General features: G+C 62.5%; 9 protein-coding genes and 1 pseudogene. 3 read left to right on the top strand and 7 right to left on the bottom strand.

The window, feature by feature from the left end; all coding sequences use genetic code 11:
- Window positions 1-73 precede the first annotated feature (73 nt).
- Window positions 74-328 (top strand): annotated as a pseudogene (locus FYC77_RS13125) (helix-turn-helix domain-containing protein); the annotation flags it as partial.
- Between the two features lie 116 nt (window positions 329-444).
- Window positions 445-747, top strand: coding sequence for a hypothetical protein (locus FYC77_RS13120; RefSeq protein ID WP_149081948.1), 303 nt, complete (start codon window positions 445-447; stop codon window positions 745-747).
- A gap of 187 nt (window positions 748-934) precedes the next feature.
- Here the strand turns inward: FYC77_RS13120 and FYC77_RS13115 are convergent, their stop codons facing one another.
- The gene (locus FYC77_RS13115) at window positions 935-1,345 is read right to left on the bottom strand and encodes a hypothetical protein (RefSeq protein WP_238386943.1); all 411 of its coding nucleotides are present in this window, start codon (window positions 1,343-1,345) and stop codon (window positions 935-937) included.
- A 228-nt stretch (window positions 1,346-1,573) separates the two neighbouring features.
- Window positions 1,574-2,842 carry a GTPase gene (locus tag FYC77_RS13110; protein WP_162354528.1) on the bottom strand — a complete coding sequence of 423 codons (1,269 nt, stop codon included), beginning with the start codon at window positions 2,840-2,842 and terminating at the stop codon, window positions 1,574-1,576.
- A gap of 122 nt (window positions 2,843-2,964) precedes the next feature.
- Here FYC77_RS13110 and FYC77_RS13105 point away from each other — a divergent pair, with 122 nt between their 5' ends.
- The gene (locus FYC77_RS13105; protein WP_149081946.1) at window positions 2,965-3,360 is read left to right on the top strand and encodes a TlpA family protein disulfide reductase; all 396 of its coding nucleotides are present in this window, start codon (window positions 2,965-2,967) and stop codon (window positions 3,358-3,360) included.
- 9 nt (window positions 3,361-3,369) lie between these two features.
- Here the strand turns inward: FYC77_RS13105 and FYC77_RS13100 are convergent, their stop codons facing one another.
- The 5 genes from FYC77_RS13100 to FYC77_RS13080 all read right to left on the bottom strand — a co-directional run bounded on the left by FYC77_RS13100 (window position 3,370) and on the right by FYC77_RS13080 (window position 11,182).
- Window positions 3,370-4,374, bottom strand: coding sequence for a sensor histidine kinase (locus FYC77_RS13100; protein WP_149081945.1), 1,005 nt, complete (start codon window positions 4,372-4,374; stop codon window positions 3,370-3,372).
- Between the two features lie 75 nt (window positions 4,375-4,449).
- A complete protein-coding gene (locus FYC77_RS13095) occupies window positions 4,450-5,913 on the bottom strand; it encodes an ATPase domain-containing protein (protein ID WP_149081944.1) in 1,464 nt (487 codons plus the stop codon).
- A 137-nt stretch (window positions 5,914-6,050) separates the two neighbouring features.
- Window positions 6,051-8,201 carry a thioredoxin domain-containing protein gene (locus FYC77_RS13090; RefSeq protein WP_149081943.1) on the bottom strand — a complete coding sequence of 717 codons (2,151 nt, stop codon included), beginning with the start codon at window positions 8,199-8,201 and terminating at the stop codon, window positions 6,051-6,053.
- Window positions 8,202-8,367: 166 nt separating this feature from the next.
- On the bottom strand, window positions 8,368-8,616 hold the full coding sequence (locus tag FYC77_RS13085) for a hypothetical protein (RefSeq protein ID WP_149081942.1): 249 nt from the start codon (window positions 8,614-8,616) through the stop codon (window positions 8,368-8,370).
- Between the two features lie 76 nt (window positions 8,617-8,692).
- Window positions 8,693-11,182 (bottom strand): efflux RND transporter permease subunit, encoded by a 2,490-nt coding sequence (locus FYC77_RS13080; protein WP_202911836.1) that lies wholly within the window; start codon window positions 11,180-11,182, stop codon window positions 8,693-8,695.
- Window positions 11,183-11,184 lie beyond the last annotated feature (2 nt).

The following is an 11,184-nucleotide window of genomic DNA, read 5'->3' as shown; positions in this document are numbered from 1 at the left end:
TGTTTGCTGTTCACAACATCGAAAGCCTCAGTGAAACGCTCTAATTCCAGTGCCGTATGGCGTTTTCAATAGAGCAGTCCGCCCAGGAACTGGGATGTGGTACGGGGTGACAGAGGCCCAGCGTGATACGTTGATGCGCGCTGTTCAGGGTGGGTACTATTCGATTCCCCGCCGAATGTCAACGCAGGATCTGGCTAATGACCTTGATATCTCCGATCAGGCCGTCACAGAGCGACTACGGCGGGCGATTGTAACACTCACTGAGAACACGCTCATTGCGATGACAGAAGAACTCGATGAGGAGTTCAAGCAGGTTCAGGACTCCTGAACGCCTTCATTCCCAGCCAGAGGACTACGGTGGCGGGTGCTACTATTTAACAACCTTGTGCACCATGCACTGGAAGGACACGTGTGGCACGCCTGTATAGGAACGTGAGAGTACGCATGGGGTTCGACAACATTGCCGAGGCCCTCGGAGATCAAACGCGCCGGCAGATACTGTTGGAACTGCTTGATCACAATCCAGTGGAGCAACCAGAGGTTGTGACGAAGAAGGATGCGCGAGAGAACGAGAAACGAGAGTTGGAGCTGGTTCACCATCACCTCCCGAAACTCGACGACATGGATTACATCGTGTGGAACAGGGATAAACAGAATATCGTAAAGGGGCCAAACTGGGAAGAGATCGAACCGATAGTTCGATTGCTCAGCGACAATAGGGAACGTCTCCCTGACGATACGTTCTGACGCTCTCAAAGATGACTGCGTGGTTTTATGCTGAACATTTGCTCTGGATGTTGCAGGCTCTTTCTGCCAACTACTGGATAGATTGAGCGAAACATGCTGAACTCAAGGCGCGAATGTTGCCAGAGATTCGGCTGGAATTGCGACAGTGAAAATCGGTCAATGCAGGGTGAGCAGTTATTGCTGGGGACTATCCAATCAGCGACCAAACTCCAGCAATAACGCCAACTACGGCCATAGCTACTGTAAACCACACTAATCGATCATCGGGACCAGTGTCGGTAGAGGGAGATGAGATGAATACTTCGTAGACCACTCCCGCGATCATTCCGATGCCGCCAATTGAGAGAAGCACTGGGACAAGAGCTATACTCCCAGATACGACACTAGAGAGCCCCATTCCTCCAAGAATGGCACCACAGACGGCTAACGATGCATAATACAGACGTGCTTTTGTCATATCCATGACATTCTTCCCGTCGATATATCTTTTTCCCCGGTACAGCGTCGATCCTACAGACGGCGATACATTCGCAAAGCCTCTTTCGGGTATATATGCGTTGGAAGGGTGGAATAAAGCCAACCATCGTGCTGCACTCATGCTCTATATTCAGCAGGCGATTTTTGGCATGCTTCGGACGAATCAATAGCTGCCTCGGTGACTGCTGGTCCTGTGCGTCCCGTTTCTCGAGTAGACGAAGAGTGGTATACGAACTGTTCGAGGGCATCACTGCAAAATCAATGCACACTCGATCGTACCCGGCGGTCTGACGTACCGACACCGCCACATTTCGGATCACCAGTCCAGGAACATCGCGTCCCAAACTGCTTATCGCGATGGGAACTTCGCGTCTCGGAATCGTTCTTTCCCCTTCTCGAACAACCCGGACGGTTTGACCACGTTGTCGTTGAAAAAGTACTCCTCCGCGGATCGGCCGATGGCCCAGGTCGTCCCGGCGGCGACGGCCCCGGAGATCGCCTGTCCGCCGACGGGTGCAAGCTGGACGAGCGACCGCGCGACCTCTCGAGCCCCCAGCCCGCCGACGGCCGAGACGCCGACTGCGCTCGTGTAGTCTTGGACGGTCGCCCACTCGAGTTCCCGACAGGAGAAGGATCCGATGAGTGCAACGAGCCCCGCTTGCAGGGAGCTCAGAACGACGATGTCGGCGACGGGCATCGGCGTCGCGCCGATCCCGGCGGCGATCGAGCTAAACCGATTCGTCGTGCTCCGGGCCATCTTCCGCATCAGCCGTTCCCGGCGCTGGGCCTGATTGAACTGCAATCGCGCGCTGATCGGCAAAAAATCGCCGATCAACCACGACAGGGTCTCGACGTTCCAGTAGGGCTCGTCTTTGACGTACGTCGGGACCACGCCGACGTTCTCCTCGGAATCGAACTCGTAGCCACGCAGTGGCTGGTTCTCCTCGAAGGCCGTCGGCTCCGGTTCCTCGAGCACGCGGGAGACGAAATCCAGGTTCGCCTTGATATCCCCGGCGAGCGAGGGGTTCGTCTCCGGCGGCCAGTCGCCGCCCGGAGAGAGGTGCGTATCGACCTTGTTCAGACAGTAGACGACCGGCGGAAACAGGGCGCCGAGCTCGTCGCGGAGCCGTGCAACGGTCTCGAAGTCCTCCTCGCCGGCCCGGACGTGATCCGGGGTCATCACGTGGATCGCGATATCGGGACGGTGCTCCTCGAGATCCCGCTTCATGAGCGAGACGGTGTCGGCGGGGACGTCCCCGTCCGGCGGGACGCTCTCGAACAGTCCTCGCGAGTCGACGACGTCCCAACTCGCGTACCGATCGGGAAAGGAGATGTGATAGAGTTCGGACTCGACGGTCGTCGGCTCGACGCTTCCCACTTCCGCGGCATCTTTGTTCGCGAGGGCGTTGATCAGCGACGACTTTCCTGCACCCGAGCGCCCGAACAGATAGAGCCGCGGCGGCCTCGAGTCGTCGATCAAATCGTCCATCTCGCTGAACGCCGGACCCAGAACGTTGTTCACGACGAACTCTCGGTTCTCCTCGCGTATCGGAGCCGATTCGACGAGTCGATCTAACTTCTTCCGGAGGGCTTTGAACTTTGCTGGGTCGACTGCCATCGACTGTCCTATCGAGGCCGACGTTTGAAAATCCATCTGCCGACGACGATTCACCGTCCGTCGGCACACAGTCGTCCTCGAGAAACACGGTCGTTAAGCCCCTTGCCACGCAATCGATCCGTATGAGTCTCGAGACGATGAACCCGAACCCGACGTGGGACGCAGCCTCCTACGAGGACGCCGTCGACACGCTCGACGCACACAACGACGAACTCGTCTACCGGGTCTGGGGTGGCGACTGGTGTAAGGACTGTCGCAAACTGCTCCCGGATTTTGGCGCGGCACTCGAGGCGGCCGACGTTCCCGGTGAGCGCATCGAGGAGATTGCGGTCGACCAGGACAAACAGGGTCCCGGCGTCGAAGAGTACGACATCGAGTACATTCCGACTATCGTCGTCGAACGCGCACCCGCCGGCGCAGACGGTGACGGCGAGGAGATCACCCGATTCGTCGAAGAAGAGGAGCTTCCGCCCGCAATCTGGTTGGCTCGAGAGATCGAAGCAGCCCTCGGGGCCTAATGGGGACGGTTACGCCCGACTCGCTCGAACCAGTTCGACGCCGCTGACGTCGAAGCGGGCACCGCCAGTGTCGCTCTCGCCGACCGAAAGCTCCCAGCCGTGGGCGTCGACGACGGAGGTCACGATGTCCAGTCCGAGACCGGTCCCCTCGGCGGACGAGTACCCCCGTTCTAAGACGTCGTCGCGTTTCTCGGGCGGGATTCCGGGCCCGTCGTCGGCGACGTAAAAGCCGTCGGCAGTGGTCCCAACTTCTATCGTCACGTCGCTTCGACCGTGTTCGACGGCGTTTCGAAACAGGTTCTCGAAGACACTCGAGAGTCGGTCGGTGTCGGCGACGACCATCGCGCCCTCGTCGACGGCGACGAGGTCGGCGTCCTGGCTCGCGACGACCGACCAGGCGTTTGCGACGACGGTCGAAAGCTGGACCTCGGTTGGGTTCTCGAGTTCGTTTCCCTCTCGAGCGAGCGCCAGGACGTCGGAGATGAGCGAATCCATCCGGTCGAGGGACTCCTGGGCGTGCTCGACGTGCTCTCGCTCAGAGTCGGCTACCGACGACTCGAGCAGGTCGAGACGGCCCTGTGCGACCTGGAGTGGGTTTCTGAGGTCGTGGCTCACCACGCTCGCGAACCGCTCGAGTTGTTCGTTCTGTTCCTCGAGTCGTTCGAACTGTCGGCGCCGAACGAGGAGGTTCCTGAGCCGGCGGTGGAGGATCGCTTCGCGAACCGGTGCCGTAACGACCTCGTCGACCAGCCGATGGTCGCTGTTCGAATCGAGATCGAGGCGGGTCCCCTCTCGTCGGACGAGAACCACTGGCGAAAACGACGAGGCTGCCTCGAGTGATTGGACCTGATCACGGTAGGTCGGGAGCGAGCGGTCGTCGACCAGGACGACGTCGCCGGTCAACTCGGTGTCGTCCGTACGGACCTCGTAGCGCTCCTCGAGAAGCTCTGCGAGCGCCGTTCGGTTCGCGTCGTCCTCGATCAGAAGCTGGATCGTCCCGTCGTCTTCACTCATGATCGATTCCTCCGTACGTCTGCTGGTCTGTCTCGGAGAAGCCGAAAAACGTCACAGTACGACTCCGGGCGGTTGCTACTTTGCGTTGTCGGCCATCGACCTGCTCGTCGGCGTCCCCTCGAGGATCCCCCGGACGTCGGTCAGCGGTTCCCCGACGACGATCCCGTCCGGAGTGATCTCGAACTCCCGGATCGTCCGCTCGAAGTTCCCGGCTCGCTTTTTCAGGACGCCGATCCCCTTCCGAAGCTCGCCGTCGGTCTCGACGTAGTTGAGAAAGACGACGTTGTCGGCGATGTAGTTGATGTTCGCGCTCGTCGCGCTCGGCATACCTGCCGCCTGGTCGGTTTCGTCGAGCAAGAGCACGGCGACGTCCTCGCTTTTGAGGTAGCGAATCAGCGCGTGGAGTTTTCGTCCGAGTTTGCTCTCCTCGCCCTGGAGGGCGACCTTGTATCCCTCGACGCCGTCGATCATGACGATTTCCGTCTCCGTCGTTTCGACGCGTTCTCTGACGTTCTGGGCGAACTCCTCGGCCGAGAGCGTGAGGGGTTCGACGGCCTCGATCGCGAGCGTCCCTGCAGCCTCCATCTCGTCGATGGGGATGCCGATCGACTCCGAGCGATGGACGAACGTCTTCGGTGACTCCTCGAAGAGGTACGCGACGGGATCGTCGCCGCGACTGGCGGCTTCGCTGAGAAACTGCGTTCCGACCGTGGATTTTCCTACTCCGGTCGGACCGGCGACGAACGTCGCCGTTCCCCGCTCGAGGCCGCCGTCGAGCAACGCGTCGAGTTCGTCGATTCCGAACGGGAGCCGTTCCGGGCCGAACTCCCTCGCGGGGCCCGACGGGATCAGGCTCGGGTAGACTTCGAGTCCGTTCCCCCTGATCTCGAGTCCGTGCGTGCCATCCTGCTGGCCGATCCCGCGGTGTTTCGGCACTGAGATCCGTCGCCCGTCGTCACCGCGCTCGAGTTCGACGATGCCGTCGCTCAGCGAGCGAACCTCGTTGTCGTTTCGCGACGCGGCGGGGGTCATCGTCGCGACCACCGTCGTTCCGCGCCCCTTCAAAAAGCGCATGAACGAGATCAGCCGCTTGCGAAACTGGTACTCCGAGGGCTCGAGGTACTGCAGTTGTGAGATCGGATCCACCAACACCCGGTCAGGGTTGATCTCCTCGATCGCCTCCCGGATCTCCTCGATGAACTGCTCGGATTCGAGATCTCGAGAATCGACCAGATCGTAGGCGTTGTCGGCGTCGAAAAAGTCGGAGTCAGGTCCGAGGTCGAGAAATTTCGCCGGGTCGAGGTCGATGCCGAAACTCGATGCGTTCGCGACGATCTCCGATCGCGACTCCTCGCCGTGGACGAAGAGAACGGTCTCGTCGGCCTGTATCCCGGTCTGAAGGAACTCCATCCCCAGAAGCGTCTTCCCGGTTCCAGGTCTCCCGACGACGAGATAGAGTCTGCCCGTCACCAGTCCGCCGTAGAGAATCTCGTCTAGCCCGGAAACTCCCGTTTCGATCGTCGGTAAATCCGCGTTCATCCGCCGATCGTCCTCGTGTCGATACTCATATCGTGACCGTTCTAGAGGAACGAGTGTCGAATAAACCTACGGGTAGTGGCCCTTCTGATCCGGGTTCCGACGGCGGATCGGTTGTGGAACACCGCCGGTCGGTCGGGTTATATCGGTGCGTCGGATCCCGACTCGGGTTCGCTCTCGAGCCACTCGAGTGCGTCCTCGACGTCGTGGGTTGGCGGCGAACACGTCCGGTCGCGACAGACGTACAGCGTCGGTTCGCCGTCACGAGCCTCACGGCCGGCCCAGATCGGCGGTACGTCCTCGAGACCGAGTTCGTCGAGCCACGCCTCGAGTTCGTCGTCGGTCGAGGGTCGGCGTGCGAACAGCCGGTCGGGCAGATGTCGCGAGGCGAACCGGTCTCGCCACTCCGCGGGGAGTTCGTCCGCGGCGACGGTCACCTCGAGCGCGCCGGACTCGAGGCGGTCGGCTGCGAGACAGAGCGTCGCGTGCTGGAGTGCGTTCGTCTCGAGGCGGTTGGCGTGGGTCTGGAGGGTCTCTGCGGCGATCCTTTCGAAGTCCTCGTCTGCGAATCCGTCGAGTGCGAGCAGGGTCTCGACGGCGACCCCCGCGGCGGAGGGTGTCGACTGGTCGCCCAGTTCCTGCGGTCGCGTGACCAGCGACTGGCCGCTCTCGGGCGTGAAGTACAGCGTCCCGCGGGTTTCGTCCCAGAACTCTTCTTCGATCACGCGGGCGAGGTCGAGTGCGAACGCGAGATGAGAGACGTTGCCGGTGGCCTCGTAACAGCCAAGCGCGCCGCGTGCGAGGAAGGCGTAGTCCTCGAGATAGCCCTGGACTTTGACGTCTCCGTCCTTGAAGCGTCGGGAGAGTCGTTCCGAATCGGCGTCCCAGAGTCGATCGCGGACGAACTCGAGGGCGTCGACCGCTATCTCGGCGTAGTCGTCCTCGCCGAGGACGAGCGCGGCGTCGGCACACGTCGAAATCATCATCCCGTTCCAGCCGGCGAGTACCTTCTCGTCGCGACGGGGTCGCGGTCGCTTCTCGCGGGCCTCGAATAGCCGCGCTCGAGCGGCGTCGAGACGGTCCCGGACCTCGTCCGTGTCGAGGTCGTGACGGTCGGCGAGTTCCGAAACTGACGTTACCCGGTTGGGCTGGTTCGTCCCCTCGAAGTTCCCCGATTCGGTGATATCGTACCGGTCACAGAACAGGTCGGCGTCGGTCTCGTCTTCGAGGACCTCCCGAACCTCCGCGGGCGTCCAGACGTAGAACGCGCCCTCCTCGCGCTCGCCGGTTTCGGGATCCTCACTCTGGGCGTCGAGGGTGCTGAAGAAGCCACCCTCCTCGTTGGTGAGTTCGCGCTCGAGGAAGGTCATCGTCTCCGCGACGACGTCGGCGTACCGGTCTTCGCCCGTCAACTGGTAGCCGGCGAGCAGTGCCCGCGGAATCTCGGCGTTGTCGTAGAGCATCTTCTCGAAGTGGGGAACTGTCCAGTCGCGATCGACGCAGTAGCGGTGGAAGCCGCCGCCGACGTGGTCGTACAGCCCGCCGTCGATCATCGCGTCGAGTGACTCCTCGAGAACGTCGCGGTAGCGCTCCTCGCCGGTTCGATCGGACGCGCGGGCGAGCACCCGGAGCCGAGAGGGCTGGGGGAACTTCGGGCCGCCGTCGCCGAAGCCGCCGTGCTGGCGGTCGGCGCTTCGAACCGCCGCCTCGGCGGCCCGAATCAGGACGTCGCTCGTCGGCGGTTCGTCCGCGCCGATCGAGGCGGGCGTCTCCTCGAGTTGATCCCGGGCCGCTTCGGTCCACTGGTCAGCGCGGTTTTCGACCTCCTCGCGGTCGGTCTCCCAGGAGTCGACGAGGTTCTCGAGGACGTCGAGGAATCCCGGCTGGCCGCGTTTTTCGTCTTTCGGGAAGTACGTCCCGACGTAGAACGGCCGTCCGTCGGGGGTGAGCCAGGCCGACAGCGGCCAGCCACCCCGGCCGGTGACCAGATTACAGACCGTCATGTAGATGCTGTCGACGTCGGGGCGCTCCTCGCGGTCGACTTTGATCGGGACGAACTCCTCGTTGAGGATTTCGGCGACCTCGTCGTCGGCGAAGCTCTCCTCTTCCATCACGTGACACCAGTGGCAGGCGGAGTAGCCGATCGAGAGGAAGATGGGAACGTCTCGCTCGCGGGCGGCCTCGAGTGCGTCGTCGTCCCAGGGTTGCCAGTTGACGGGGTTGTCGGCGTGCTGGCGCAGATACGGACTCTCCTCTTCGTCGAGCCGATTGCGCCGCGTCGGGTCGGTCATAGCCGGGGCTAGGAGCGGGTCATGTAAAAGGACGTGGTAATGGTGGTTGGTAACGATAGTCGTGGTCGTGATCCGTCTCAGGCGACGGTTGACAGACGAACTTCAGGGCCGGTGGTGACCTCGAATTGCTCCGCCGAACCTGGCTGACTGGCTGATTGGCGTTCGGTCACATGCCCGTCCGATTTCGACAGGCTGGACAGTACATCGAGTCGGTTCGCTGAATCATGTAGGCCTCCTCGCAGTGCGGACAGGAACCCCCGATCGAGACGTTCGACTCCCGTGCGAGTCCGGACACCGTCCGCTCGAGTCGTGTCTGTTCGCGCTCGAGGGAGTCGAGGCGGTCCTCGAGGTCGGCTTCGCCCTCGTCATCGTCTTCGTCGCGGCGGATCGTCGGTTCCGCAGTCAGTGGGATCATTGTCCGTGGAAGTGGACGACCGGTCAAAAGGTCGCTTCCAACGTGTGATGGTACGCCGTCGGCCGAGCGCCGACTGCTACTCTCGAATCCCGAGTCGCTGTGTGAGGTCACTGAGACCGTCAGTCGAGTCGGCGAACCTCGCCCAGAGGATGAGCGTGGGTGGTAACGCGACGATCGACGCCACGAACGAGTAGAACACGCTGAGTGCCATCAACAGACCGAAATCGCCCAGGACCGGCGTGATCGCGAACGCGAGGGAACCGGTTCCGATCGATGTCGTGAGCATGCTCCCGGCGAGCGCGCCGCCGGTGCCCGAGAGCGTCGTCGTGAGCGCGGGCACCGGCTCGGCGAGCTGGTTGTACTCGTCGATGAATCGCGCCGTCGTGTGGACGGAGTAGGCGATTCCGATTCCGATCGATATCGAGAGGATCGTCGCCGTGAGCGCGTTCAGCGGCATACCGAGCAGCCGCATCGTCGCGATCAGACACGCGACCGCGATGACGATCGGGAACACGTTGGCCACGCCGAGCCACGGTCGTCCCTCGAGCACTGCGTACGCGATCACGAGAAACACCGCCGTCAGTCCGACCGCGAGCATCATCCCTTGAATCGCCGACGCGAAGATGATGTCGCTGACGGCGTCGAAGACGACGATCTCGCCGGTCGCAGTCGATCCGTACCGGAAGTCCTCGGCGAGCGTGCCGGCGTCGGCTGCGACCTCGCTCTGGCCGGCGTCGGCATCGACCGCGTACTCGAGTTTCGCGCCGCGGCGATCGTCCGTGAGGTATCGTTCGGCCTCCGTGCCGGCTGGTGAGGCGAACAGTTCGTCGTACACCCGATCGAGGTTCCGATCGGGAACCCCGTTTCCGCTTCGGTCGTTTCGATCGACCAGTGCGGCGAACTCGGGATCCTGTTCGGCGTGGGAGTGGATCACCGTGACGATGCTCTGGGCCTCCGCCTGTCCGCCGTCACCGACTGCCAGGCTACTCGGTGGATCGTCGTTCGGCGCCTCGAGCGCTTCCAGCGCGTGATCTTCCTCGAGTGACCCCTCGACGTATATCGTCACTGACTCGTCTTGGTTCGTCGCGAACCGATCCTCGAGCAGATTGATCGTTCCGGTGATCGTGTACTCACCGGGGGCGAACGGTTCCGGCACGTGGTCGACGTAGCCCGGCTGTTCTTCCGGCGGCAGGAAGTCGTCCTCGTCGAACGTGGTGTCGACACCGGCGCCGTACCCCGCCGCGCCGACGCCCACCAGCAGGAGGACGACGACGAAAAAGACCGGCGCGCGCTGGCTGGCGATCGCCGGGACCGACAGCAGTCGGCCGAACGAGGAATCCTCGGAGGCGATCGGCGTCGAGCCGAACTCGGGGACGCCGAAGTGATCGCGGAGCTGGTCGACCTCGAGTTTCGCCGCGGGCAAGAAGAGTCCGAAGATGAGAAACGTAAAGACGATCCCAACGCTCGAGGCGATCCCCATGTCGCGAATCGGGGCGAGATCGGAGACGACGTTCGCTCCGAAGCCAAAGACCGTCGTCGTCGTCACGATGACGAACGCGATCATGAGCTGGTTGTTCGCGGTCCGCATCGCTGCAACCGGTTCGAACCCCTGGACGGTCTCTTCGCGATAGCGGTTGACGATGTGGATGCCGAAGTCGACGCCGACCGCCAGCAACAGGACGGGGACGGCGATCATCATCTGTCCGAACGGAATCCCGGCGTAGCCGAGGAATCCGAACGTCCAGACGACGGTCATCACGAGCGCGAGCAGCCCCAAAACGAGGTCGATCGGATCGCGGTAGGCGACCGCCAGAAACGCGAGCAACAGCAAGACCACGATCGGCATCACGATCGCCATCGAGTCCTCGATGATGTTCTCGAACTCCTCGTCGACGATCCCGGAGCCGAACGCACGCAGATCCGTCGGTTCGTCGTCGGCGATCGATTCGACGGCTCGCTGGGTGTCGGTCAGGTCGTCGTCGCTGAACTCGCCCGGGACGTCGTGGTCGATCACGATGATCGCCGCCGACGCCGAGGCCTCGTTCGGGTTGAAGTCCTCGGAGACGATACTCGCAAACGCCGGATCGTCGGCGAGCGCTCTGATCGTCCGGTCGACCTCGGCGTTCGTTGCCCCCTCGAGAACGCGGCGTTGTTCGGCCGCGGTCTCCGCCTCTGGGTCGATCGCCTGTGCGACGACCGTCGCCGGCCCGTCGGCCGACTCCATTCGGAGGTCGTCGCGCTGTTCGACTCGCTCGAGGACGACGAGGGATCGAACCAGTTCCTCGCGAGTCAGGACGTCGGTGCCGGTGTGGACCAGTTGCGTCGATTCCTCGCCGACGTCGAACGCGCCTTCGAACTCCTCGTCGACCGCGTCGAGGGCATCCTGTTCGGGAATGCCCTCGGTGAACGCATCCATCTCTCCCTCCTCGGATTCGATGGCGGCCATTCCGCCGGCGAAGACGGCGGTGAGAACGAGGAAGACGACGATGATCGTCTTCGATCGGGAGACGATCGTCTCGTTGAGTCGGGCCGTCGCCTCCTCGATCCGCGCTCCGATATCTATCATCG

This window comes from Natrialba swarupiae, from assembly GCF_008245225.1.
Lineage (GTDB): Archaea > Halobacteriota > Halobacteria > Halobacteriales > Natrialbaceae > Natrarchaeobius > Natrarchaeobius swarupiae.
The sequence above is the reverse complement of the archived record's forward strand: the minus strand, read 5'-3'. Positions and strand labels throughout refer to the sequence as shown.

Bases quoted from the DNA above. Each gene is read 5' to 3' on its own strand.
- FYC77_RS13120 (WP_149081948.1), top strand. From the start codon at position 445: ATGGGGTTCGACAACATTGCCGAGGCCCTCGGAGATCAAACGCGCCGG.
- FYC77_RS13115 (WP_238386943.1), bottom strand. From the start codon at position 1,345: ATGAGTGCAGCACGATGGTTGGCTTTATTCCACCCTTCCAACGCATAT.
- FYC77_RS13110 (WP_162354528.1), bottom strand. From the start codon at position 2,842: ATGGCAGTCGACCCAGCAAAGTTCAAAGCCCTCCGGAAGAAGTTAGAT.
- FYC77_RS13105 (WP_149081946.1), top strand. From the start codon at position 2,965: ATGAGTCTCGAGACGATGAACCCGAACCCGACGTGGGACGCAGCCTCC.
- FYC77_RS13100 (WP_149081945.1), bottom strand. From the start codon at position 4,374: ATGAGTGAAGACGACGGGACGATCCAGCTTCTGATCGAGGACGACGCG.
- FYC77_RS13095 (WP_149081944.1), bottom strand. From the start codon at position 5,913: ATGAACGCGGATTTACCGACGATCGAAACGGGAGTTTCCGGGCTAGAC.
- FYC77_RS13090 (WP_149081943.1), bottom strand. From the start codon at position 8,201: ATGACCGACCCGACGCGGCGCAATCGGCTCGACGAAGAGGAGAGTCCG.
- FYC77_RS13085 (WP_149081942.1), bottom strand. From the start codon at position 8,616: ATGATCCCACTGACTGCGGAACCGACGATCCGCCGCGACGAAGACGAT.
- FYC77_RS13080 (WP_202911836.1), bottom strand. From the start codon at position 11,182: ATGATAGATATCGGAGCGCGGATCGAGGAGGCGACGGCCCGACTCAAC.